We start from the raw sequence: 24,784 nt of genomic DNA, 5'->3' as shown, positions 1-24,784 counted from the left end.
GGAGTGAAAATGACCACCATCGAGCGCTACATCGCCGGGCTTCCCAAGGCGGAGCTGCATCTGCACATCGAAGGCGCGCTGGAGCCGGAGCTGGTTTTCGCGCTCGCCGCGCGCAATCGCGTCGCCCTGCCCTATCCGTCGGTGGAGGCGCTGCGCTGCGCCTATGATTTTGTAAATCTCCAGGAGTTTCTCGATCTCTATTACCAGGCGACGCAGGTTCTGCTGACGGCCCAGGACTTTCACGATCTCGCCGCGAGCTATCTGGCGCGCGCGCGCGCGGAGACTGTTCGCCACGCGGAAATCTTCTTCGATCCGCAGGCGCATCTGCGCCGCGGCGTCGCCTTCGAGGCGCTCATGGAAGGGCTTGTCGGCGCGCTCGACGCGGCCGCCGGCGCGGGCGGGCCGACATCGCGTCTCATCATGTGTTTCCTGCGCGATCTCGACGAGGCGGACGCGCTGGAGACGCTCGACAAGGCGCGCCCCTGGCTCGGTCGGATCGCCGGCGTCGGGCTCGATTCGGCGGAGGCCGGCAACCCGCCGGAGAAATTCGCGCGCCTGTTCGAGCGCGCCCGCGCCATGGGGCTTCGCGTCGTCGCCCATGCCGGCGAAGAAGGGCCGGCGGCCTATGTCTCGCAGGCCCTCGACATTCTGCACGTCGAACGCATCGACCACGGCGTCCATGCGATCGACGATGCGGCGCTCGTCGCGCGGCTCGCCCGATCGCGCACGCCGCTCACCATCTGCCCGCTCTCGAATGTCAGGCTGCGCGTCTATCCGGACATGCGCGCCCACCCGATCCGCCGTCTGATGGCGGCGGGCGCCCTCGTGACCGTCAATTCGGACGACCCGGCCTATTTCGGCGGCTATGTGAACGCCAATTATCTCGCGATCACGGAAGCCTTCGCGCTTTCCCCGGCGGAGCTGGCGAGCCTCGCCAGAAACAGCTTCGACGCGTCCTTCCTCTCCGAGCCCGAGAAACGTGCGCGGATCGCGGAGGTCGACGCTTACGAAGCTTCGTTTTCGGCGGGCTGATCGCGGCGGCCGCGAAAGCCTGTCGCCAGCACATAGAGCTCCGCGGAATCCGCCCGGCTCGCCGCGGGCTTCACATGCCGCACGACGGCGAAATCGCGCTTGAGGCGCGCGAGGAGCTGTCCTTCGGTCCCGCCCTGCAGCACTTTGGCGACGAAGAATCCGCCCGGCGCCAGCACGTCCATGGCGAATTCCGCCGCCAGCTCCGCGAGCGCGACGATGCGCAGATGGTCCGTCTGCTTGTGGCCGGTGGCGTTGGCCGCCATGTCGGACATGACGCCGTCCGCCTCGCCGCCGAGCATGGCCGTGATGAATTGCGGCGCGTCTTCGTCGTTGAAGTCCTTCACCGCGAATGTCACGCCGGGGATATGCTCCATGTCGAGGAGATCGACGCCGACGACCTTGCCCTTGCCGCCGTCCTTTGCCTTCACGCGGTCGGCGGCCACCTGCGACCAGCCGCCCGGCGCGGCGCCGAGATCGATGATGCGGCCGCCCGGCTTCAGAAGATGGTAGCGGTCGTCCATCTCGATGAGCTTGTAGGCGGCGCGCGAGCGATAGCCCTCGCGCTTGGCGCGCGCCACGTAAGGGTCATTGAGCTGGCGCTCGAGCCACAGCGTCGAGGAGAGCGAGCGCTTGCGCGCGGTCTTCACGCGCGTCTTCAGCGAGCGCCCGCCTTCGCGCCCCGAGCCCTTGCCCTCGCTCATGCATGCACCTTGTCGCGGGGGACGAAGAGGCCGTCGGCCCCCGCCTCCATCTCGATCTGGCGATCGTGATAGTCGAGCAGGGTCGAACGATGGCCAATGGAGACGATGGTCGTCTCGGGCAGACGCTCGCGCAGGGTCGAATAGATTTCGCCCTCGAGCTTTTCATCGAGCGCCGAGGTCGCCTCGTCGAGAAACAGCCAGTCCGGCTTCGCCAGCAGCGCACGGGCGATGGCGACGCGCTGCTGCTCGCCGCCCGAGAGCCTCTGGCCCCAGTTGTTGCTCTTGTCGAGCTGATCGACGAAAGGCGCAAGCCGCGCCGCAACGAGCGCGGCTTCGATATCATCGCGCACGAAATCGTCGACCGCCGCCGGATAGACCACGGCCTCGGCGAGCGTTCCCATCGGAATATATGGCCGCTGCGGCGCGAGCATGAGCGTCGCGCCCTGCGGCAGCGCGACCGAGCCCGTCGCATGCGGCCAGATGCCGGCGACGGCGCGAAACAGCGTCGATTTACCGGAACCCGACGGGCCGGTGAGCAGGACCGACTGGCCCGGCTCGAAAGACAGCCTGTCGACGTGAACGATGCGCCGCCCGTCGGGCAGCAGCAAGGTGAGATCGTTCAACGCCAGCGCCTTTCCGCTCACGCGGGAGACGATGCGGGCGCGCTCGCTCTCCGCGCGCGCGACGTCGATCGCCGTGTCGAAGGAGGAGAGACGATCGAGCACCGATTTGAACTGCGCCAGCGACGTATAATAGTTGATGAAGAAGGTGAGCGCGCTCTCCACTCTCGCGAAAGAGCTCGCCGTCTGCGTCATGACGCCGAGCTGAATGCGGCCGGCGAAGTAGAAGGGCGCGGTGATCACGTAAGGAATGATCGGCGAGAGCTGGCCATAGGTGGCTGTGAACATCATCAGTTGCTTGCGCTTGATGACGATCGCCAGATAGTTGAACACGATCCCGCGGAAACGCTGCAACAGCGTACCCTGCTCGGCATGCTCGCCCGAGAGGAGCGCGATCTGTTCGCTATATTCGCGCAGGCGCGCGAGCGAGAAGCGGAAATCAGCCTCGCGCCGCTGCTTGTCGAAGTAAAGCGTCGTCAGCCGCCGGCCGATCAGATGGGTAATGACCGTGCCGAGCGTCGCATAGGCGAGGACGACCCAGAACAGGAAGCCCGGCAGGTAGAAATTGGTGCCGGGAAGCGGGTAGTTGCCCGAAAGCTCCCAGAGCACGAAGGAGAAGGAGACGAGCGAGCTGACCGTCGAGATCAGCAGGATCGAATAGGAATAGACGCCATAGCCGTCGTCGCCGCCGTTGATGAAGCGGTTGACGTCTTCAGCGATGCGCTGGTCCGGGTTGTCGGCCGGCCCGCCCGCGAGAGTCATGCCGTAATGCGTATGTCCGCCGAGCCAGCGGCTGACATAATGCTCGGTCAGCCAGCGGCGCCAACGGATGATCAGCATCGACTGGATGACGAACTCCATCACCGCGATGGCGACATAGAAGAAGGCCCAGGGCGTGAACACGAACAGCAGCTGGCGCCAGAATTCTGCGGCGTTCTTCTCCTGAATGGCGTTGAACCAGTCTCGATTGAAGAAGGACAGGCGCACGGTGATGCCGACCTGGCCCTGGTTGATGAGCACCAGCACGACGATCATGGCGATGGCGATGGCGCTCTCCTGCGCCGCGAAGCGGGGAAACGGCCACACGCGCCCCTCGCCGCGATCCGAGGAATCGAAGTAGAGATCGGCGATCCGCGTCATCTCCTGCACGACGGCGATGCGCGAGACGGCGTAAACGGCGATCGAGAAGACGGCCACCGTGACAGACATGCTCTCGGGCGGCGCATAGGCGACCAGCGCGCCAGGCCAGGCCGCCTCGGCCTGCAGCAGCCTCACCAGGCCGAAAACGATCGTCTCGGTCGAGAAGATCGCCGCGAAAATCTTCATGAAGCTCGAGATCTCGGCCGCGCGCCAGGTCGTATAGGCGCACAGCCCTGCCGCGGCGGCGAGAACAAAAAGGTCGGTGTCCGCCTTGTGCGCGCCGATCAGCGCGGCAAGGACGGCGAAGGCGGCCACGGCCGCACTCAATTTCCGCATCTTTGGCCCTTTGAGGATGGCGGCGACGGCGCTCCCGGCCCCGTCGCGGAGGCTCTCCCCTCACTTTTGCACGGCCGGCGGCTTCTGCTCAATCATCCTCTTCCGGGATGATGGCGTCGCCATTCACATGCGCAACGAGCACGGGAGAGGCCTTGAAGGTGAGGACACGGCGCGGCGTAATTGTGGCCTCCACGCCGGTTTTGGGATTTCGGCCTACCCGTTCGCGCTTCGCGCGCACGTTGAAAGTGCCGAAGGATCGCAGCTTGACCGATTCTCCGCGCAGCAGCGCATCGCTGATCTCCTCGAATGTGGAATCGAGAATCTTGCGGGCTTCCGCCCGGGACAGCGTCGGACAGCAGCTATACACGGCCTCACGCAGAGCCGCGCGCGTCAGAGTGCTTCCGGACTCGTTCTTTCTTACCATGAGGGACAAACACGAACTCGAGGGGCTGCCGCGATCAGGACGACCGTCGTGGACACGTTCTTCACAACTCCCCAACGATGCGGCAAAAGGGATTTATGTACGCAAGCACAACAGCTTACGAAAAGGCATACTATTCAGAAACCTATTATTTGACAAGGCCGCGGCGAAGCTTCGCCATAATATTGGCTCGGCTCCGCCGCAATTTGATTGCCCAATTAATGATCAGACGGCAAGCTTCACCTTGTGCTGCGACACGGGGATCATCGACCGGACCTTGCGGATACGATCGACATCGACGTAGGACGACACGAGCCCCGGCCCCTCCGACGCCTTGGCGACGACATGGCCCCAGGGATCGGCGATCAGCGAATTGCCGTAGGTGAACCGGGTTTCATGCCCGGCCTTGTGCGCGCCTGTCTGGGCGGGCGCGCAGAGATAGGCCTGCATTTCGATGGCCCTGGCGCGGCACAGCACTTCCCAGTGATCCTTGCCCGTGACCAGGGTGAAGGCCGCAGGAAGGGCGACGATGTCGACGCCTTTGTCCGCGAGCGCCTGGAACAGATAGGAGAAGCGCAGATCGTAGCAGATGGCGCAACCGATCTTGAGGCCCTCGCAATCATAGGTCACGACTTCGTCGCCCGGCTTGAAGGCGGCGCTTTCGTGATATTTGGCGCCGTCCGGAGCGGTGATGTCGAACATGTGGATCTTGCGGTAGCGCGCGACTTCCTTGCCCTCGCGGTTGAAGGCGACGCTGGTGTTGTGCAGGCGCTCCTCACCGGGAATTTTCTCCAGAATGGAGCCGGCGTGGATGAACACCTTGTGCTCGCGCGCCAGGCTGCTGCACATTTCGTAAGCAGGCCCGCCCGGCATTTCCTCAGCGGCGGCCATCTTCTCGGCGCGTGAGCCGCCGATGAAGTCGAACACTTCCGGAAGGCAGATCCAGTCGGGCTTCTCCTGCTCGACCGCGCGCTCGATGAGCGCCCTGGCGTTGGCGAGATTGACCGCCTTGTCGCCGATCGAATTCATCTGAACCAGTGTGACTTTCATAGCCCTGTGCTGTTCCCTCTGCGCGCGCGATGCGTCATCGTTCTGTTGCATCATACACAAGCGTCGCTGGCCGCGTATAGCCCCAGCCCTGCGGGCCCGGAGCAGCCCGCAGGCCGGCTAGCGCGACACGCCCCCTCGCAGGGCGGCAAGACAGAACTCGACCATCTGGGCGCTCGTCGGCTCCGGGCGGTCGGCGGATTCCACCATAAGCCGTGGATGGCAAAACCGGATGCAGGCGGCATGCACGAGCTTGGCCGCACGTTGGGCGTCGCCCCTTGCGAACTCGCCGGACTCCATGCCGTCCGCGATGACCGCCTCGAACAAAGCGTCGACGCGGTCGATATGCTCGTCGATTGCGGGCCAGTGCTGGTCCAGCGCCGCCTCGACCATGTCGTGAAGCTTGCGGTCGGCGATGTAGCGGTCCGCGTTCATCGACTCGATGGAAAGGATGAGCGCGCGCAGCCGCTGCGCCGCCGGACCGGCGCCATGGGCGATCCGCCGCGCCGCGGTCTCCACCTCGCTCATCAGCTGCCGCGCGACGGCGACGTGAATCTCGGCCTTCGAGCCAAAGAAGCGATAGACGTTGGCGGGAGACATGCGCAGCGCGCGCGCAATGTCGGCCACAGTGGTTTTCTGGAACCCGATTTCGCGGAAAAGCCGCTCGGCCGTCTCCACGATGCGCGCGCGCGTCTCGGATTCGCGAGAGGCCGCCGCCTCGGTCACATTGGTCATTCGGCCGCCTCCCCGACGAGACCCCGGCCGCGCGCGACGGGCGCCGGCGCATTGGCCGGCAGGCGGGCGTCGAGATGCTTGCGGAACCAGAGCGCGTAAAGCGCCGGCAGGAATAACACTGTCAGGAAGGTCGCGACAAACAGACCGCCCATGATGGTGAGCGCCATCGGTCCCCAGAAGGCGGAGCGCGAGAGCGGAATCATGGCCAGAATGGCGGCGAGCGCCGTGAGCGCGACAGGTCGCACCCGCCGCACCGTGGCGCCGATGATCGCCTCGCGATAATTGGCGCCGTCTTCGAGATCCTGCCGCACCTGATCGACGAGGATGATCGAATTGCGCATGTCCATGCCCGACAGCGCAAAGAGGCCGAGAAGCGCCACGAAGCCGAAGGGCGCATGGGCGAGGTTGAGCGCGAGCGAGGCGCCGATGAGGCCGAGCGGCGCGCTCACCATCACGAGCGCGACGCGGGTGAAGTCCTGCAACTGGAACATCGCGATCGTCAGCATGAACAGGATCACGACCGGAAACAGCACGAAGATCGAGGCGTTGCCTTTGGCCGATTCCTCGATCGCGCCGCCCATTTCGATGCGGTAGCCGCTCGGCAGGCTGTCCCGGATTTCGGAAAGCTTGGCCCAGACGCGGTTCGAGACGTCGGGCGCCTGTGTTCCGTCCTTCACGCCCGAGCGCACCGTGATCGTCATGTTGCGGTTGCGCCGCCAGAAGATCGGCTCCTCGTGCTCATAGACGATCTTGGCGACCTGCGAGACGGTCACGGGCTTGCCGTCGCGGGAATAAACGACCATGTCGCCGAGCCGGCCCAGCGCGCCGCGCTCCTCGGGAACGGCGCGCGCCACCACGTCGATCTGGTCCGTGCCGTCGCGCAGCGTCGTCACGGTGACGCCCGAGATCGCCATGCGGACGCGGTTCGAAATGTCCTGCGGCGTCACGCCGAGAAGACGCGCGCGATCCTGGTCGAGAACGAGACGCACGCTCGGCGTCTGCTCGTTCCAGGACAGATGCGGATCGTCCGCGCCGGGGTCCTGCTCGAGAATGTCGCGAATCCGATAGGCGATGTCGCGCACCTTCTGCGGCTCGGGGCCGACCACCCTGAATTGAACCGCGAAGCCGACCGGCGGGCCGTAGGAAAAGCGATCGACGCGCGCGCGCGCCTGTGGCAGCGCGCCATTGGCGATGGCCGTTTCCAGTTTCTTCTTCAGCCGTTCGCGCGCCGCGATGTCCTTCGAGACGATGACGGTCTCGGCATAGGCCTCGTTGGGAAGCTGCGGATTGAGCCCGAGCCAGAAGCGCGGCGGCCCCTGCCCGATATAGGTCGTGAAGAAATTCACGTCGGAGTCGTCCTGCAAAAGCGCCTCCGCCTGCTTGGCGGCCTCGAGCGTCGCGCCGATGGAGGAGCCCTCCGGCAGGCGCATTTGCAGGAACAGCTCGAGGCGCTCGGCGTAGGGAAAGAACTGCTTCTGCACGACGATCATGCCGAGTATGGCGAGAAGGAAGACGGCCACGGTCGAGGCGATTACCTTCATCCGATTATCGACCGCCCAGCCGACCACCGCACGCAGGCGCCGATAGAAGGGCGTCCGGTAGATCTCGTCGGGATCGTGATGGGGATGCAGCTTGCCGAAATCGGGAAGTAACTTCACGCCAAGGAAGGGCGTGAAGGTGACCGCCACCAACCATGAGGCAAGGAGCGCGATCAGCAGAACCCAGAACATCGAGCCCGTATATTCGCCCACGCCCGAGGCGGCGAAGCCGACTGGCAGGAAGCCGGCGGCCGTGATCAGCGTGCCGGTCAGCATGGGGAAGGCGGTCGAGTCCCACGCGAAGGTCGCGGCCTTGATGCGGTCGAAGCCCTGCTCCATCTTCACCATCATCATCTCCACCGCGATGATGGCGTCGTCCACCAGAAGACCGAGCGCGATGATGAGGGCGCCGAGCGAAATGCGCTGCAGGTCGATCCCCATCAGATTCATGAAAATGAAGACGACCGCGAGCACGAAGGGCACGGAGGCCGCAACGATGACGCCCGTGCGGAAGCCGAGCGACACGAAGCTCACGCCCAGGACGATGACCAGCGCCTCGACGAAGGAGCGGGTGAATTCGCCCACCGCCTCCTCGACGACCTTCGGCTGATCGGCGATCTGGTCGATCTCGACGCCGATGGGCGTCTTCGCGCGGATGTCCGCGACCGCCTCGCCGACCGCCTTGCCGAAGTTGAAGACGTTGCCGCCCTTCGCCATCACGGCGCCGACGACGATCGCCGGCTGCCCCCTGTAGCGAACGAGAAACGACGGCGGATCCTCGAAGCCGGCGTGGACATCGGCGATGTCGCCGAGCCGGATGACCTTGCCATTGGCGGGGATCGGGATCGCGGAAATCGCGTCGGAGCCTTTCAGCTCCTCCGTCACCTGCACGCGAATCCTGTTCGACGAGGTCTCGAAGGCGCCGGCGTCGGCGACGGCCGCCTGCTTGGCGAGCGAGTCGAAGATGGCCTGAGGCTCGACGCCGAGATTTGCGACCTTGGTCTGGCTGAACTCGACATAGATGCGGCGGGGCTGCTCGCCATAGACGTCGACCTTCATCACTTCCGGCGTCTCGACGAGACGCTGGCGCAGACCTTCGACGACCTTGTGAAGCATGTCGTAGTCGGCGCCGTCGCCCGTCACGGCGTAGAGCACGGAGTCGACGTCGCCATACTCGTCATTGACGTTCGGCCCGCGCACGCCAGCCGGCAAATCGCTCTTTATGTCGTTGAGCTTCTTGCGCAGCTGATAGAAGAGCTGCGGAATTTCCTTCGGCGGCGTCGTATCCTTGAAGGCGATCTGCGTCGCGAGGAACCCGGGCTTGGTGTAGGTCTCGATCTTGTCGAGATAGGGCAGCGTCTGGAGCTTCTTTTCGACGAGATCGGCGACCTGGTCGCGCATCTCCTGCGCGGTCGCCCCCGGCCAGGTCGCAATGATGTTCGCGACCTTGATGGTGAAGGACGGATCCTCCGCGCGCCCGAGCCGCAGATAGGAATAGAAGCCCGCGGCGCCGATCGCGAGCATCAGGAACAGCATCAGTTGCGGGCGCAGCACCGCCCATCGGGAGAGATTGAACCCCATGCGGCTTCCCTCCTCAAAGCGTCTGGCGCGTCAGGACGCGCACCTTGCGGCCTGGCTCCAGCTTGTGAACGCCGAGCACCACGACCTGATCGGCGGGAGAAATCTCCCCCGTCACCAGCGCCGCGTCGGAATCGAGGCGCACGAGCTTCACGGGCGAAAGCTGGAGGCGCCCGTCGGCGTCGACCTTCCAGACCGACGGTCCGGTCCCCTGATTGTAAAGCGCCGACAGCGGCACGCTCATCACCGCGTCAGTGCCGGCGGCGGCGATGGAGAGAGTGGCGCTCATGCCCAGCGCCAGCGCCGAGTCGGCGTCCAGGATCGAATAGCGGGCGGCGAAGGTGCGCGTCGCGACATCGGCCGAAGGGCTGAGTTCACGCAGCTTCGCATGGTAGGTCTTTCCCTTGCCGGACCAGAGCGTCAGGGTCGCCGCGCCCTTGTCGGCCAGGGGAGCGAAATCCTCGGGGAGCGAGACCGCCGCCTCGAGCTCGCCGGAATGGGCAAGGCGAATGGCCGTCTGGCCCGCGGCGACGACCTGTCCGGGCTCGACAAGAGTTTGCGTCACGACCCCGTCGCCATCGGCGCGCAGCGTGGCGTAATCGAGCGAATTACGCGAAAGCTCCAGCGCGCGTTCGGCGCGCTGCTGGCGCCCCCGCGCCTCCTGCGCCGCGGCGCGAATGCGGTCGAGGGTGGCGTCGGTGGTCCAGCCGTTCTTTCGCAGCGCCAGCGCGCGCTTCTCGTCGCCCTGCGCCTGCGCCACCACCATTTTCGCTGCGGCGAGCTCGGCCTCGGCCTGCTCCCGCTGGAGGCGGAAATCATTCTCGTCGAGCGCCGCAAGCGGGTCGCCCGCCTTCACCTTCTGGCCGGTCTGCACGAAGCGCTTCACGACCTTGCCGGCGACGCGGAAGCCCAAGTCCGATTCGACCCGCGGCCGGATCGTCGCCGCGAAGTCCCGCTCCTGCGACTGCGCCGCAACCTGAGGCTTCGCCACGAGGACAGGACGCTCATAGAGGGAATCTTTCTTTTCCTCTTCATGCTTGCCGCAGGCGGCGAGGCCGAGCGTGGCGGCGAGCGCCAGGGCGCCGGGCAAGAACAATCGGGCTGAGAATTTATGAGATCCGGACATGGGCCGCGCGGCGCCTCCTGCGCTGGTCGTGCGACATCTGACGATTTTCAATATTTATCATTCGTCACTAAATGGTCAAGGCGCCGGCGAGTCCATTCGACGAGACCCTTGCCGTAAGCTTTACCGGAGGAGCGGCGGCGGCTTGTCGCAGCGGATTCCTTCTTCTATATGCGGCCAGCCCTTGCGGCAGACCGGGGCAAATACAATCTTGGGAAACGACAGCGCCTGTGGATCGCGCGGCGGGCTCATGGCGAGCCGCCGTCCTCGGGCGTCGAAGGGACCGCTTCGGGGTCCAGTTTCGAAAGCGAAAGGAAGAAACAATATGGCCAAAATTATCGGCATCGACCTTGGCACGACCAATTCCTGCGTGGCCGTCATGGAAGGGTCGACCCCCAAAGTGATTGAGAATGCGGAAGGCGCGCGCACGACGCCCTCGATCGTCGCCTTCACGGACGACGGCGAGCGTCTCGTCGGCCAGCCGGCGAAGCGTCAGGCGGTGACGAACCCCGACAAGACCTTTTTCGCCATCAAGCGCCTGATCGGCCGCACCTTCGACGATCCGATGACCAAGAAGGACATCGGTCTCGTTCCCTACAAGATCGTGAAGGCCCCCAATGGCGACGCCTGGGTCGAGGCGGCCGGCAAGCAGTATTCGCCCTCGCAGATTTCGGCTTTCATCCTGCAAAAGATGAAGGAGACGGCGGAGGCTTTCCTCGGCCAGACCGTGACGCAGGCCGTCATCACCGTTCCCGCCTATTTCAACGACGCCCAGCGTCAGGCGACGAAGGACGCCGGCAAGATCGCGGGCCTCGAGGTTCTTCGCATCATCAACGAGCCGACGGCGGCGGCGCTCGCCTATGGCCTCGACAAGAAGCAGTCGGGCACCATCGCGGTCTATGACCTCGGCGGCGGCACGTTCGACGTCTCGATCCTCGAGATCGGCGACGGCGTCTTCGAGGTGAAGTCGACGAATGGCGACACCTTCCTCGGCGGCGAGGACTTCGACAACCGGGTCGTCGAATATCTCGCGGGCGAGTTCAAGAAGGAGCAGGGTATTGACCTCACCAAGGACAAGCTCGCGCTCCAGCGTCTGAAGGAAGCGGCCGAGAAGGCGAAGATCGAGCTGTCGTCAGCGACGCAGACCGAGATCAACCTGCCCTACATTACCGCCGACGCCACGGGTCCGAAGCATCTGACCCTGAAGCTGACGCGCGCGAAGTTCGAGGCCCTGGTCGACGATCTGATCCAGCGCACGGTCGAGCCCTGCCGCAAGGCGCTCAAGGACGCGGGCCTGTCCGCGGCCGAGATCGACGAAGTGGTGCTCGTCGGCGGCATGACCCGCATGCCCAAGGTGCAGGAGGTCGTGAAGCAGTTCTTCGGCAAGGAGCCCCACAAGGGCGTCAACCCGGATGAGGTCGTGGCCATCGGCGCGGCCGTGCAGGCGGGCGTGCTTCAGGGCGACGTGAAGGACGTTCTGCTGCTCGACGTGACTCCGCTGTCGCTCGGCATCGAGACGCTCGGCGGCGTGTTCACGCGCCTCATCGACCGCAACACGACGATCCCGACCAAGAAGAGCCAGGTGTTCTCGACCGCCGAAGACAATCAGCAGGCCGTGACCATCCGCGTCTTCCAGGGCGAGCGCGAGATGGCTGCGGACAACAAGCTGCTCGGCCAATTCGATCTGATGGGCATCCCGCCGGCGCCGCGCGGCGTGCCGCAGATCGAGGTGACCTTCGACATCGACGCCAACGGCATCGTCAACGTCACGGCGAAGGACAAGGCGACGAACAAGGAGCAGCAGATCCGCATCCAGGCGTCGGGCGGCCTGTCGGACGCCGACATCGACAAGATGGTCAAGGACGCCGAGATGCACGCCGCCGAGGACAAGACGCGGCGCGAGCTCGTCGACGCCAAGAACCACGGCGAGGCCGCGATTCACACCGCGGAGAAGTCGGTCGCCGAATTTGGCGACAAGGTCTCGGGCGCCGACAAGAGCGCGATCGAAGCGGCCATTGCGGCGCTGAAGACCGCGCTCGAGGGCGACAACGCCGAAACCATCAAGGCCAAGACCAATGAGCTGGCGCAGGCCTCGATGAAGCTGGGCGAGGCGATGTACAAGGCCCAGCAGGCGGGAGCCGCGGACGCCGGGGCGGCCGAGGCTCCGAAAGACGATGTCATCGACGCCGAATTCAAGGATGTCGGCGACGACAAGAAGTAAGCGCCGCCGGCCTCCGACGGCCGATGCGCTAGCCAACGGAGCCCGGCGTTCGCAGCGCCGGGTTTCGTTGCGTTTCGGGTCTTTTGCAATACGGTCGAAGGGCGTCCGGCGCGGCCGGGTCGCCGGGGCCGCACGACTTTTGGATTCGACGACCTGACCATGTCCAAGCGCGATTACTATGAAGTCCTCGGCATCTCGAGGACGGCGACCGAAGTCGAGATGAAGATCGCCTTCCGCAAGGCGGCGATGCAATGCCATCCGGATCGCCACCCGGGCGACACCGAGGCGGAGGCGCGCTTCAAGGAGCTCAACGAGGCCTATCAATGCCTCTGCGATCCGCAGAAGCGGGCCGCTTACGATCGTTTCGGCCATGCCGCCTTCGACCAGGGCGGCGGCTTTGGAGGCTTCGGCGCCGGGGAGGGCTTCGGGGCCTCGATGGCCGACATCTTCGAAGATCTCTTCGGCGACGTGATGGGGCGGCGCGGCCGGTCGGGTGGTCGCGAGCGCGGCTCGGACCTGCGCTACAACATGGAGATCACGCTCGAGGAGGCCTACAACGGCAAGGCCGCCTCGCTCAAAATCCCGACCTCCGCCACCTGCGAGGCCTGCGAGGGCACGGGGGCGAAAAAGGGCTCCAAGCCCAAGACCTGCACGACCTGCGCCGGACATGGCCGCGTGCGGGCGCAACAGGGCTTTTTCGCCATCGAGCGCACCTGCCCGGCCTGCCAGGGGCGCGGAGAAATCATCGAAAACCCCTGCCCCTCCTGTTCGGGCTCCGGCCGCAAGACGGTGGAGCGTTCGCTCTCCGTCAATGTGCCGCCCGGCGTCGAAGACGGCACGCGCATTCGCCTCGCCGGCGAGGGCGAGGCCGGCATGCGCGGCGGGCCGTCCGGCGATCTCTACATCTTCCTCTCAGTCAAGCCGCATCCCTTTTTCCAGCGCGACGGGGCCGACCTTTATTGCCGCGTGCCGATCTCCATGGTTCGCGCCGCGCTTGGCGGCGAGGTCAGGGTCCATGGCATCGACGGCTCCGAGATCAAGGTGAAGGTTCCCGAGGGCTCGCAATCGGGCAAGCAGATCAAGGCCAAGGGCAAGGGCATGCCGGTGCTGCGCGGCCGCGATCACGGCGATCTCCATGTGCAGCTTTCCGTCGAAACGCCGCAAAAACTCACCAGGCGGCAAAAAGAACTTCTCGCGGAATTCGAGAAGGAATCCTCCCACGAGACTCATCCCGAGGAGCACGGCTTCTTCGCGCGGATGAAGGATCTGTTCGGGGGCTAGGCGGGGCCGCGGATGTCGTCGCCCATCCCGGAGACTTGTCCCTTGTGCGCGCGCGAACTCGGAAGCGCGCGCATCACCGAGCACCATCTCGTCCCTCGGCGCTACAGGGGAAAAGAAACCCGGCGGATGCATGCGATCTGCCACCGAAAGATCCACGCGACCTTCACCGACCAGGAATTGCGCGACCGCTACCACAGTTTCGAGCGCCTCCTCGAGCATGAGGAGATCAGGATTTTCGTCGCCTGGGTGCGCAACAAGCCACCTGGCTTTTATGCGCCGACGAAGGTGAGCGCGCGCCGGAGGTAGCGACGGCCCTCATCGCAGAGCGCGCGTTGTCTTTGCCGCGCGCCTCCCCTATTGTCGCGCCACGGCCCCGGCAGCGGGGCCGTTTGCTATAGGCCGATAGAAGCCGACTTGAGGGAAACCGCCCTTGGACGACCGCAAAAGCTCGCTCGCCGACAGCGCCCGCTTCATCAAGCAGTGGGTGGAAAATCCGCGCCTCATCGGAGCCGTGTCTCCGTCGGGTCCGGCGCTCGCCAGGACGATGGCAAGCTACGTCGACCTCTCCCGCGAGGGGCCGATCGTCGAACTCGGTCCCGGCACCGGTCCCGTCACCAAGGCTTTGCTCGCCCGCGGAATCGCGCCAGAACGGCTGGTGCTCGTCGAATATGAAGGGCGTTTTTGCAAGATGCTCGGCGAACGCTATCCTGGCGTGCGGATCGTTCAGGGCGACGCCTATGGGCTGAAGAAGACGCTCGATGGAAAGATCGGGAGCCGCGTGGCGACAGTCGTCTCCAGCCTCCCCCTCCTGGTCCGGCCCGAGCGCGACCGCGTCGCCTTGCTGCATCAGGCTTTCGAACTGATGGGCGATGACGGCTTGTTCATCCAGTTCACCTACGGGCTGACGAAATCGCCCATGCCGCTCCATGCCCACGATCTGAGCGGCGCCTATGTGGGCAAGGGCTCGGCTCCGGTCCTGATGAACATCCCGCCCGCGCGCGTCTGGCGCTACCGCAAGGCCGGCCACGTCAACAAAATATAAAGCCCGAGAACGCAACGATGGACGCCAAGGCTCGCGACCGCCTCATTGTCGCGCTCGATGTCGAGACGGTCGAGGCCGCGCGCGCGCTCGTCAGGGCGCTCGGCGACGCCGTCTCCTTCTACAAGATCGGCATGGAGCTCGCCTATGGCGGCGGGCTTACGCTGGCGCAGGAGCTGAAAGACGCCGGCAAGCGCGTCTTCATCGATCTGAAGCTCCACGACATCGGCGCGACGGTCGAGCGCGCGACGCGGCAGATCTCACGCATGGGCATGGATTTCCTCACCATCCACGCCTATCCGCAGACCATGGCCGCCGCCCGCGCCGGCGCGGGGGATCTGAAGCTGCTCGCAGTGACGGTGATGACGTCCTACGACGACGCAGATCTTGAGGAAGCGGGCTACGCCTATGGCGTCGCCGACCTCGTCGCGCGGCGCGCCGCCCAAGCCAAAGCTGCGGGCGTCGACGGCCTCATTCTCTCGCCGCTGGAGCTTTCCGCGATTCGGGCGCTCGTCGGACCTGAAATGCTTCTCGTGACGCCGGGCGTGCGTCCGGCAGGCGCGGATGCCGGCGACCAGAAGCGCATCATGACCCCATCGCAGGCCATTGCGGCAAGCGCCAATCATATCGTCGTCGGAAGGCCCATCACCCGCGCCGCCGATCCGCGCCAGGCGGCGGAAGCGATTGTCGCGGAGATCGCGCCTTGAAGCCTTCCGCCCTTGCCGGAACCCGAAGCGGCGGCAAGGCTCAGCGGCTGCCGCGCTCCCCGAAATAGGGCGCTTCCGGCGTGCAGTCGGGCGTGGAGCAGCGGGGCTTATAAGCGTATGGGATCATCGCGACGACAAAGAGCGCGACACCCAAGGCGATGATGACGAGTTTATAGTTCATGCAACTCTTATGCAGATAGAGACGCACCCGCGTCCGTGACAATGTCTCTTTTCGGGCCGCCGAGCGAGGCCGCCTGCCCTATAGAATGCCCAAAGTCGGCGCATCGAATCGCCTGGGCCGGCAGAGAGAGAAGCGAGGCGCGTGTCGCAGGGTTGGCGCCGGGGGATGGCTGATTGGCCGGCAGCCAGGCAGGGGCAAGCGCGCTGGCCAGCGCCGCCGCGGAGTGCTAGAAGCCGACAGCGGATTGATCTCTATAGCATTCTCGACGTACGCCATGCTGACCCTCATCGCGCTGACTGCCCTCGCCGCCTGGCTCTATCTGCTCATTTTCAATTCCGCCTTCTGGCGGCTGACGGAACACGACAGCAAATTTGTTCCCGAGGGCGCCCGCCTGCCGGCGGACGGCCATGTGATCGCCATCGTCCCGGCGCGGGACGAGGCGGAAGTGATTTCGACGAGCGTCGCCTCGCTCCTGCGGCAGGATTTCCCCGGCCGGTTCGAGGTCGTGCTCGTCGACGACGACAGCACGGACGGCACCACCGAAGTCGCCCTCTCCCGCGCGCTGGCCGAACAGGCCGAGGACCGCCTCGCCATCCTGTCGTCGAACGGCCCCGGCGATGGCTGGACTGGCAAGATCGCCGCCATGCACAGGGGCTTCACTTACATCCGCGACCTGCCCCGCCAGCCCGATTTCGTGCTGTTCTGCGACGCCGACATCGCCTTCGAGCCACATGTTCTGACCCGCCTCGTCGCGGGGGCGACGGCCAGGGGCGCGGTGCTTTCCTCGCTCATGGTCAAGCTGCGCTGCGAGAGTCTGGCCGAGAAATGGTTCATCCCGGCCTTCGTCTTCTTCTTCCAGAAGATTTATCCCTTTCGCGCCGTCAACAATCCCAAAAGCAAGGTCGCGGGCGCGGCGGGGGGCGTGATGCTGGTGCGTCCCGAGGCGCTGGCGCAGGCCGGCGGACTGCCGGCGATTCGCGACGCGCTGATCGACGACTGCGCCCTGGGCGCGCTGATGAAGAAGCAGGGGCCGATCTGGCTCGGCCTTACGGACGACGTCTACAGCCTGCGCCCCTATCCGCGCTTTCGGGACATCGAGCGGATGGTGACGCGCTCGGCCTATGCGCAGCTCAATTATTCGCCGCTGCTTCTGGCCGGGGCCGTCCTCGGCATGGCGCTCGTCTATCTGGCGCCGCCGGCCCTGGCCTTCACCGAATCGCCGACGCGCGAGATTGCGCTCGTCGCCTGGCTGATCGGCGCACAGGCCTATATGCCGAGCCTGCGTTTCTATGGCCTTTCGCCCCTGCGCGCCTTTGCGTTGCCGGCGGTCGCGGCGTGCTATACGTGGTTTACCGCCGTTTCGGCCTGGCGGCACATGCGCGGCCGCGGCGGCGAATGGAAGGGCCGTTACCAGGCGTCTGCGTGATCGCGCGGCGCGGGGACATTCTTGGCGGCGGCGGGCGGCGCGAGGCTCCCCTCGCCATCGCGAAGGCGAGGGCATTGGCTGCTTGAGATGATCGACATCGCCGACACAAGTTCGGGAAAGACGCATCGCGACGAGAATTTCCCGGTCGCCTCGGTCCTGATCGCGCCGCAAAACCGCGCGCCGATCATGGCCTTCTATGACTTCGTGCGCGCCGCCGACGATATTTCCGACCATCCGACCCTTTCGGCGCAGCAGAAGCTCGATCTGCTGGAGCGCCTCGATCTCGCGCTCATGAATCGCGGCCCCGAGGAGCCGGTCGCCGCACGCCTGCGCGAGGAGTGCCGCGCCCGCCGGCTCGATCCCCAGCACGCGCGCGACCTCATCACCGCCTTCATGCGGGACGTGACCTATCTGCGCTACCGCGACTGGGACGACCTCATTTATTATTGCCGCTACTCCGCCATGCCGGTCGGCCGTTTCGTCTGCGACGTGCACGGCGAGAACCCCGAGCGTGTCTGGGCGGCGAATGACGCGCTCTGCGCCGCGCTGCAGGTGATCAACCACCTCCAGGATTGCGCCAAGGATTACCGCGACCTCGATCGCGTCTATGTGACGGCCGAGGCGCTCGACGCCCACGGCGCACGCGTCGAGATGCTCGCAGATGCCCGCGCGCCGGCGCCGCTTCTCGCCGCAATTCGCGATCTCGACGAGAAAACCGCCGGGCTGCTCGATCGCGCGCGTCCCTTCGCCGATCTCATCGACGATACCCGGCTCGCGATGGAAGTGGGCGCGATTCAGGCGCTCGCCGAGACGCTTGTCGCCCGGCTGCGCGTCGCTGATCCGCTCTGCGACAAGGTGCACGCCGGCAGGCTGGGCTTCGCCCTCGCCGGCGCGAGGGGCGCGCTCGGCGCTTTGCTGCGGCGCCCCCTGCGGACGCGCCGCGCCATTGCGGACGCTGCCTGATGACCATGGAAACCATCGCCGACATCGCGCCGCTCGAGACGCAGACCATTGCGGTCAAGAGCTCCTTCTATCTCGCCATGCGCATTCTCGAGCCATCGCGCCGGGACGCCATGTTTGCGATCTACACTTTCTGCCGCGCCGTCGACGACATCGCCGACGACGAGGGCGACCGAGCCGCCCGCCGCGAGGCGCTCGACGCCTGGCGTCTCGATCTCGACGAGCTCTACGCCGGCCGCATTCGCCCGCGCAGCGCCTTTCTCGCCGAGCCGGTGCGCCGCTTCAGGCTGGACCGCGCCGATTTCGAGGCCATCATCGACGGCATGATGATGGATGTCGAACAGGACATTTGCGCGCCGGACTGGGAGACGCTCGAAATCTATTGCGACCGCGTCGCGAGCGCCGTGGGCCGGCTCTCGGTGCGCGCGTTCGGCCTCGTCGAGGACGACGCGGCCGAACTTCCCACGGGGCCGAAGCTTCTCGCCTATCACCTCGGGCGCGCGCTTCAGCTCACGAATATCCTGCGCGACCTCGACGAAGACGCCGCGCGCGGGCGGCTATATCTTCCGCGCGAGGCGATAGACGAGGCGGGCGTCGCCACCCAGGCGCCCCATGCCGTGCTCGCCAGCCCGGCGCTCGACGCCGTTTGCGCGCCCGTCATGCAGCGGGCGCGCGAGCATTTCGAACAAGCCGATCTCGTCATGGCGGGCCTGCCGAAATCGGGCGTGAAGGCCCCTTATCTGATGGCCGCCGGCTATCGCTCCATTCTCGACCGCCTCGCCGAGCGCGGCTTCGCGCCGCCACGCGCCCCCGTGCGCATGTCGCGAGTGAAGCTGATCGGCGCCCTGCTCAGACACGCTTTCCTGTGAGCGGAACCATTCATATCGTCGGGGCGGGACTGGCCGGCCTCTCCTGCGCCGTCCGGCTCGCCGACGAAGGCCGGCGCGTGGCGCTGCATGAAGCCGCGCGCATGGCGGGCGGGCGCTGCCGCTCCTATTTCGACCCGTCGCTCGACCTCGTCATCGATAACGGCAATCATCTGCTGCTCTCGGGAAATTGGGCGGCGCGCGATTACGGCGCGCGCATCGGCGCGAGCGACGCCCTCGTCGGACCCGCGGAGTGCCAATTCGACTTCCTCGATTTCGAGACCGGCCGGCGCTGGCGGTTGCGGCCCAACGCCTCGAAAATCCCCTGGTGGATTTTCGTCCCCGACAGGCGCGTCCCCGAGACGCGCCCGCTCGATTACCTCGACGCCGCCAGGCTGCTATTCGCCAAAGCGGGCGCGACCATCGGCGAGACGATGCGCTGCGATGGCCTTCTCTTTGAAAAGCTCTGGCGCCCGGTGATGCTCTCCGCCCTCAACACCGAGCCCACCGAGGCGTCGGCGACGCTGGCGGGCGCCGTGCTGCGCGAAACGCTCGCCGCAGGCGGCGCCGCCTGCCGGCCGCTCGTCGCCAGGGGCGGGCTCGGCCACGCCTTCATCGAGCCGGCGCTCGCAAAACTTTCAGCGCAGGGCGTCAGCCCGCGCTTCGGCGCGCGGCTGCGCGAGATCGATGTCGACGACGGCCGCGTTCGCGCCCTGCGTTTCGCGGGGGAGGATATTGCGCTTGGCGAAGAGGACAGCGTCGTGCTCGCCGTCCCCCCCTGGAGCGCGACCGAGCTCGTGCCCAAGCTGGTCGCGCCCGACGACTATCGCGCAATCCTCAATGTCCATTTCAAGATCGCGCCGCCGCCCGGCCAGCCCTTGCTGCTCGGCATGGTCGGCTCGGTTTCCGAGTGGCTCTTCGCCTTCGATGACAGGCTCTCGGTCACGATCAGCGGGGCCGACCGGCTGATCGAGGAGCCGCGCGAGGCGCTCGCCGGGCAGATCTGGGCCGAGGTCGCCGCCGCGACGGGGCTTCCCCGCGATCTTCCCCCCTGGCAGATCGTGAAGGAAAAGCGCGCAACCTTCGCCGCGACGCCGGCGCAGGAAGCGCGCCGCCCCGGCGCCGAAACCGCCTGGCGCAATCTCTTCCTCGCCGGCGACTGGACGGCGACGGGCCTCCCCGCGACGATCGAGGGTTCGATCCGCTCGGGATACAAGGCGGCGGCGCTCGCTGGATGCGCGAAGGCTCCTTGACCATATGGTCAAATCACTATAACCGAAACGCCGTTCGGCCGCCCGCCGGACCGGAGGCGACCGACTTCTCACCCGAGCCGATGGACGACCCGCTTTCACCTCAAAGAGCCGCCGAGGACCATCTCCTCAAGGCGCAGCTCGTCGGCAGGATCGACGCGCTGCTCAAAGAGCGCGGCCTCAAGCAGATCGAGGCGGCGCGGCTCTTCGGCGTCAGGCAGCCCGATGTCTCGAAGATGCTGCATGGAGACTTCAGGCAGTTCTCGGTGGAGCGGCTTTTGCGCTTCCTCGTCGCCCTCGGACGGGACGTTGAAATCAACATCAGGCCTCATGCCGGCGCTGGAAAAACAGCGACGCTGCGCATCGCCTGAGACCGCATGACTTAAAGGGAATTTACGATGACCGCAGCCGCGCGCATTGAAACCTACGCTCCCGTCGGCGCCGAGGCGCTGGAGGCGAGCATCCAGAACGCCAAGCGCGCGCTGCTTGCGCTCGGCAAGACCGACGGCCATTGGTGCTTCGAGCTCGAGGCCGACACCACCATTCCGGCCGAATATGTGCTGATGCGCCATTTCCGCGCCGAGCCCGTCGACGCCGAACTGGAGCGCAAGATCGGCGTCTATCTGCGCCGCACGCAAAGCGAGCGCCACGGCGGCTGGCCGCTCTTCCAGGACGGCGACTTCAACATCAGCGCCAGCGTGAAAGCCTATTTCGCGCTCAAGATGATCGGCGACGACATCGAGGCGCCGCATATGGTGCGCGCCCGAAGCGCCATTCTCGCGCATGGCGGCGCGGCGACGAGCAATGTCTTCACCCGTTCGCTGCTCGCGCTCTATGGCGAAATCCCCTGGCGCGGCGTGCCGGTGATGCCGATCGAGATCATGCTGCTGCCGAAGTGGTTCCCCTTCCACCTCGACAAGATCTCCTATTGGGGCCGCACGGTGCTCGTGCCCCTGCTGGTTCTGATGACGAAAAAGCCAAAGGCGAAAAATCCCAAGGGCGTCCGCATCCAGGAGCTTTTCGTGACGCCGCCCGAGGAGGTGAAAGTCTGGCCGAAGGGCGAGCACCAGACCTGGCCCTGGGCGCATATCTTCGGCGAGATCGACAAGCTGCTGCGGGTTCTCGAACCCCACATGCCGAAGCGGTCGCGCGAACTGTCGATCGAACTTGCCGAAAAATGGACGACCGAGCGCCTCAACGGCGTCGACGGCCTCGGCGCCATCTTCCCGGCGATGGTCAACAGCCTGCTGATGTACGACGTGCTCGGCGCGCCCGAGAGCGACCAGCGCGTGAAGGACGCGCGCGAATCGATCGAGCGCCTGCTCGTGGTCAACGAAACGGAAGCCTATTGCCAGCCCTGCGTCTCGCCGGTGTGGGACACCTCGCTTGTCGCCCATGCGCTACTGGAGACCGGCGACCCGGATGCCCGCGAGCGTGCGCGCCAGGCGCTCGACTGGCTCGCGCCGCTTCAGGTGCTCGACGTGAAGGGCGACTGGGCGGTCCAGCGCCCGGACCTGCGGCCCGGCGGCTGGGCCTTCCAATACGCCAACGCCTATTATCCGGATGTGGACGACACGGCCGTCGTCGCGACCGCCATGGACCGGCTCACCGCCAATGAGAGCGCCAAGCCCTACGCCGAGCGCATCGCCCGCGCGAAGGAGTGGATCGTCGGCATGCAGTCGAAGAACGGCGGCTGGGGCGCCTTCGACGCGGACAACGCCTATCACTACCTCAACCACATTCCCTTCGCCGATCATGGCGCGCTGCTCGATCCGCCGACCGTCGACGTGTCGGCCCGCTGCATCTCGCTCCTCGCCCAGCTCGGCGAGACGGCGGAGACGAGCGACTGTCTGAAGCGCGGCGTCGATTACATCATCAAGGACCAGGAGAAAGACGGCAGCTGGTTCGGCCGCTGGGGCGCCAATTACATCTATGGAACATGGTCGGCGCTCTGCGCGCTCAACGCCGCCGGCCTGCCGCATGACCATGACGCCTATCGCCGCGCGGTGAATTGGCTGGTCTCGATCCAGAATCCCGACGGCGGCTGGGGCGAGGATCTTGTGAGCTACAAGCTCGATTACAAGGGCTATGAGCAAGCGCCCTCGACCGCCTCGCAAACGGCCTGGGCGCTGCTCGCCCTGATGGCCTCGGGCGATGTGGAGCATCCGGCCGTCGCGCGCGGCGTGGCCTACCTACAGGCGACGCAGGCCGAACACGGCCTGTGGAACGAGGCGCGCTTCACCGCCACCGGATTCCCGCGCGTCTTCTATCTGCGCTACCACGGCTATGCGAAATTCTTCCCGCTGTGGGCGCTGGCGCGCTACCGCAATCTGGTGGGCACGAACAGCAAGCTGGTGACCGTGGGGCTGTAAGCCCCGGCGCCGGGCGTGAGCGCTCCGTGACGGGGAAGTGCGCACGCCAAGTGCGCATACCCAGTGGGAGCGCGTGAACGAGAGGCATTTGCCGGCGGCGATCGCTGAGCCCAATTCACTAATGACGACCCGCTTGCTGGTCAGCCGTTGACTTCGCCCTCGGAAAGAGGGGAGTTAAGGCGACGGTCACGAAACAGGGAGAGGCCCATGACGCTGGTTCAGAGCCGCCGCAGAGAGGCGGCCAGCGTTCCGGCGCCGGGCCCGATCCTCGTTCTCACCGGCATGAAGCGCGAGGCTGCCTGTGTGGCGGGCGAGGGCGTCGTCGCCATTTGCAGCGGCGCGAATGTGCTCAAACTGCGCGCCGAGCTTGATCTCCTCCAGGGGCGCCGCTTCGCCGCCGTCGTCAGTTTCGGTCTCGCCGGAGGGCTCGATCACGCCCTGCGGCCGGGCGACCTCATGATCGCCGATACAGTCGTTTCGGGCGACGACCGCCACGAAACCCACGCGCGTCTCTCCGATGCGCTCGCCGAAGGCGCGGCCGCGAGGGGGTGCAAGACGATCTCCGGCGCCATTGTCGGCGTCGATCAGCCGGCGATGGATCGCCACGCCAAGACGCGCCTGCGCGAGCGGTCGCAGGCCGCGGCCGTCGATATGGAATCGCATCTCGCCGCCGAATTCGCCCGCGACCGGGGCATCCCTTTCGCCGTGGTGCGCGCGATCAGCGACCCCGCCCTGCGCGGATTGCCGTCGCTCGCCGCCAAGGCGCTGACGCCCGAAGGCGACGTGTGCGGAAAAACAGTGGCGCGCGAACTGATTCGCGCGCCCCGTCAGATTGGCGGATTGATGATGGCCGGGCTCGATTCCCGCGCGGCCTTCGGGTCCTTAAGCCGCTGTGGGCCGCTCCTCGGACCGCTTCTTCGCCTCGTGCTCACGGATCTCTGAGAGCTTGGCGATGTTCTCGTCATAGACATATTCGGCCGGGCGCTGATTCTCGAGCGAGATGTCGGGCGCCATGGGACCGTCGGTGCGAACGCCAAAGAGGGCGATCATGGCGGCCTTCCAGGGGCGACGCACCGAATCGGCCACGGCCGAGGGCTCGAAGCCGCAATGCACCATGCAGTCGGCGCATTTCTCGTAGTTGCCGACGCCATAGGCGTCCCAGTTCGTCTCTTCCATCAGTTGCTTGAAGGTCGGCACATAGCCTTCGCCGAGAAGATAGCAGGGACGCTGCCAGCCGAAGACCGTGCGCAGCGGATTTCCCCAGGGCGTGCAGAGATAGCTCTCGTTGCCGGCGAGGAAATTCATGAACAGGCCCGACTGCTGGAACTCCCAGGCCTTGCCGCCGCGCCCGCGGCGCAGGATGGCGCGGAACAGTTCCTTCGTCTTCTGCCGATTGAGGAAGTGGGTCTGGTCCGGCGCGCGCTCATAGGCGTAGCCGGGCGAGACCGTCATGCCGTCGACGCCGAGCGCGGTCGTCTCGTCTAGGAATTTGGCGACGCGCTCCGGATCGGCGTCGGCGAAGAACGTGCTGTTGGTGGTGACGCGGAAGCCTTTGGCCTTGGCGAGCTTGATCGCCTCGACCGCGCGCTCGTAGACGCCGTCCTGGCTCACGGCGCGGTCGTGCATCTCCCTGTCGCCGTCGAGATGGATCGACCAGGTGAAATAGGGAGAGGGCTTGTACTGGTCGATCTTCTTGGCGAGCAACAGCGCATTGGTGCAGACGATGGCGAATTTGCCGCGCTTGACGATGCCCTCGACGATCTGCGGCAGGTCCTTGTGCAGGAGCGGTTCGCCGCCGGCGATGACCACCACGGGCGCGCCGCACTCATCGACCGAGGCCAGCGATTCCTCGACGGACAGGCGCTTGTTCAGAATATGGTCGGGATAATCGATCTTGCCGCAACCCGCGCAGGCGAGATTGCAGCGAAACAGCGGCTCCAGCATCAGGACGAGAGGATAGCGTTTTCTGCCTAGAAGATGCTGCTTGACGATATAGGCGCCGATCTTCGCAACGTAACGGAAAGGTATGGACACGGCTTGTTCCTGTTTGTTGCGCGAACCTTCAAGGGGCCGCGAGACAAGAGGCGCCGGCGCGCGTCCTGCCGCGAGCGTCGCGCCGACTTGGCCCTCTAACACGAAAGACCAAGGAGGAAAACCCGGCCCGCCGCGCCCCCACGGCGCCTCTTTGCGGGCGCTCGACGCGACGGCTT

At 65.9% G+C, this 24,784-nt stretch carries 22 protein-coding genes; 13 read left to right on the top strand and 9 right to left on the bottom strand.

Annotated elements, in window-relative coordinates:
• Positions 1-9: 9 nt before the first annotated feature.
• Positions 10-1,032, top strand: a complete 1,023-nt coding sequence (locus WOC76_RS06275) for an adenosine deaminase (RefSeq protein ID WP_341108225.1) — start codon at positions 10-12, stop codon at positions 1,030-1,032.
• Here WOC76_RS06275 and WOC76_RS06270 read toward each other — a convergent pair.
• The 7 genes from WOC76_RS06270 to WOC76_RS06240 all read right to left on the bottom strand — a co-directional run bounded on the left by WOC76_RS06270 (position 1,005) and on the right by WOC76_RS06240 (position 10,274).
• Entirely contained in the window at positions 1,005-1,733 is a 729-nt protein-coding gene (locus WOC76_RS06270; RefSeq protein ID WP_341108227.1) for an RlmE family RNA methyltransferase, read from the bottom strand. The two genes, WOC76_RS06275 and WOC76_RS06270, sit on opposite strands and share 28 nt — an antisense overlap.
• A complete protein-coding gene (locus WOC76_RS06265) occupies positions 1,730-3,829 on the bottom strand; it encodes an ABC transporter ATP-binding protein/permease (protein ID WP_341387693.1) in 2,100 nt (699 codons plus the stop codon). Before WOC76_RS06265 ends, WOC76_RS06270 begins: the two co-directional genes overlap by 4 nt.
• Before the next feature lie 88 nt (positions 3,830-3,917).
• Complete coding sequence (locus tag WOC76_RS06260; protein ID WP_341108836.1) at positions 3,918-4,253, bottom strand: integration host factor subunit alpha; 336 nt, start codon at positions 4,251-4,253, stop codon at positions 3,918-3,920.
• 222 nt (positions 4,254-4,475) lie between these two features.
• Positions 4,476-5,300 carry a carbon-nitrogen hydrolase family protein gene (locus WOC76_RS06255; protein WP_341108230.1) on the bottom strand — a complete coding sequence of 275 codons (825 nt, stop codon included), beginning with the start codon at positions 5,298-5,300 and terminating at the stop codon, positions 4,476-4,478.
• A gap of 117 nt (positions 5,301-5,417) precedes the next feature.
• The gene (locus WOC76_RS06250; RefSeq protein ID WP_341108233.1) at positions 5,418-6,032 is read right to left on the bottom strand and encodes a TetR/AcrR family transcriptional regulator; all 615 of its coding nucleotides are present in this window, start codon (positions 6,030-6,032) and stop codon (positions 5,418-5,420) included.
• Positions 6,029-9,151 (bottom strand): efflux RND transporter permease subunit, encoded by a 3,123-nt coding sequence (locus WOC76_RS06245; RefSeq protein ID WP_341108235.1) that lies wholly within the window; start codon positions 9,149-9,151, stop codon positions 6,029-6,031. The genes WOC76_RS06250 and WOC76_RS06245 overlap by 4 nt, the downstream gene beginning before the upstream one ends.
• Positions 9,152-9,164: 13 nt before the next feature.
• Entirely contained in the window at positions 9,165-10,274 is a 1,110-nt protein-coding gene (locus WOC76_RS06240; RefSeq protein WP_341108238.1) for an efflux RND transporter periplasmic adaptor subunit, read from the bottom strand.
• A 322-nt stretch (positions 10,275-10,596) separates the two neighbouring features.
• On the opposite strand from WOC76_RS06240, the gene dnaK reads away from it, so the two are divergent.
• The 5 genes from dnaK (at position 10,597) to pyrF (ending at position 15,519) form a co-directional block, all read left to right on the top strand.
• Positions 10,597-12,492, top strand: a complete 1,896-nt coding sequence (dnaK, locus tag WOC76_RS06235; RefSeq protein WP_341108239.1) for a molecular chaperone DnaK — start codon at positions 10,597-10,599, stop codon at positions 12,490-12,492.
• Positions 12,493-12,651: 159 nt separating this feature from the next.
• Positions 12,652-13,773 carry a molecular chaperone DnaJ gene (gene dnaJ / locus WOC76_RS06230; protein WP_341387689.1) on the top strand — a complete coding sequence of 374 codons (1,122 nt, stop codon included), beginning with the start codon at positions 12,652-12,654 and terminating at the stop codon, positions 13,771-13,773.
• A gap of 12 nt (positions 13,774-13,785) precedes the next feature.
• On the top strand, positions 13,786-14,079 hold the full coding sequence (locus WOC76_RS06225) for an HNH endonuclease (RefSeq protein WP_341108242.1): 294 nt from the start codon (positions 13,786-13,788) through the stop codon (positions 14,077-14,079).
• A 124-nt stretch (positions 14,080-14,203) separates the two neighbouring features.
• A complete protein-coding gene (locus WOC76_RS06220) occupies positions 14,204-14,815 on the top strand; it encodes a class I SAM-dependent methyltransferase (RefSeq protein WP_341108243.1) in 612 nt (203 codons plus the stop codon).
• Positions 14,816-14,832: 17 nt separating this feature from the next.
• The gene (pyrF, locus tag WOC76_RS06215; RefSeq protein ID WP_341108244.1) at positions 14,833-15,519 is read left to right on the top strand and encodes an orotidine-5'-phosphate decarboxylase; all 687 of its coding nucleotides are present in this window, start codon (positions 14,833-14,835) and stop codon (positions 15,517-15,519) included.
• Between the two features lie 40 nt (positions 15,520-15,559).
• Here pyrF and WOC76_RS06210 read toward each other — a convergent pair whose 3' ends face one another.
• Positions 15,560-15,700 carry a hypothetical protein gene (locus WOC76_RS06210; protein WP_341108245.1) on the bottom strand — a complete coding sequence of 47 codons (141 nt, stop codon included), beginning with the start codon at positions 15,698-15,700 and terminating at the stop codon, positions 15,560-15,562.
• Between the two features lie 274 nt (positions 15,701-15,974).
• Between WOC76_RS06210 and WOC76_RS06205 the strand changes: the two genes are divergently transcribed.
• The 7 genes from WOC76_RS06205 (at position 15,975) to WOC76_RS06175 (ending at position 23,516) form a co-directional block, all read left to right on the top strand.
• Entirely contained in the window at positions 15,975-17,126 is a 1,152-nt protein-coding gene (locus WOC76_RS06205) for a glycosyltransferase (protein WP_341108247.1), read from the top strand.
• Between the two features lie 87 nt (positions 17,127-17,213).
• Positions 17,214-18,089: a squalene synthase HpnC gene (gene hpnC / locus WOC76_RS06200; RefSeq protein WP_341431330.1), complete on the top strand. Its 876-nt coding sequence runs from the start codon at positions 17,214-17,216 to the stop codon at positions 18,087-18,089.
• On the top strand, positions 18,089-18,955 hold the full coding sequence (hpnD, locus tag WOC76_RS06195; protein ID WP_341108837.1) for a presqualene diphosphate synthase HpnD: 867 nt from the start codon (positions 18,089-18,091) through the stop codon (positions 18,953-18,955). Before hpnC ends, hpnD begins: the two co-directional genes overlap by 1 nt.
• On the top strand, positions 18,952-20,205 hold the full coding sequence (gene hpnE, locus WOC76_RS06190) for a hydroxysqualene dehydroxylase HpnE (RefSeq protein WP_341431329.1): 1,254 nt from the start codon (positions 18,952-18,954) through the stop codon (positions 20,203-20,205). The genes hpnD and hpnE overlap by 4 nt, the downstream gene beginning before the upstream one ends.
• Complete coding sequence (locus WOC76_RS06185) at positions 20,202-20,573, top strand: helix-turn-helix domain-containing protein (protein ID WP_341431328.1); 372 nt, start codon at positions 20,202-20,204, stop codon at positions 20,571-20,573. Before hpnE ends, WOC76_RS06185 begins: the two co-directional genes overlap by 4 nt.
• Positions 20,574-20,600: 27 nt before the next feature.
• Positions 20,601-22,574, top strand: a complete 1,974-nt coding sequence (gene shc, locus WOC76_RS06180; RefSeq protein ID WP_341108249.1) for a squalene--hopene cyclase — start codon at positions 20,601-20,603, stop codon at positions 22,572-22,574.
• Between the two features lie 207 nt (positions 22,575-22,781).
• Positions 22,782-23,516 (top strand): phosphorylase family protein, encoded by a 735-nt coding sequence (locus WOC76_RS06175; RefSeq protein WP_341387683.1) that lies wholly within the window; start codon positions 22,782-22,784, stop codon positions 23,514-23,516.
• Here the strand turns inward: WOC76_RS06175 and hpnH are convergent.
• Entirely contained in the window at positions 23,457-24,608 is a 1,152-nt protein-coding gene (hpnH, locus tag WOC76_RS06170) for an adenosyl-hopene transferase HpnH (RefSeq protein WP_341108250.1), read from the bottom strand. The two genes, WOC76_RS06175 and hpnH, sit on opposite strands and share 60 nt — an antisense overlap.
• Positions 24,609-24,784: the final 176 nt, after the last annotated feature.

Source organism: Methylocystis sp. IM3, assembly GCF_038070105.1.
Classification (GTDB): Bacteria; Pseudomonadota; Alphaproteobacteria; order Rhizobiales; family Beijerinckiaceae; genus Methylocystis.
The sequence above is the reverse complement of the archived record's forward strand: the minus strand, read 5'-3'. Positions and strand labels throughout refer to the sequence as shown.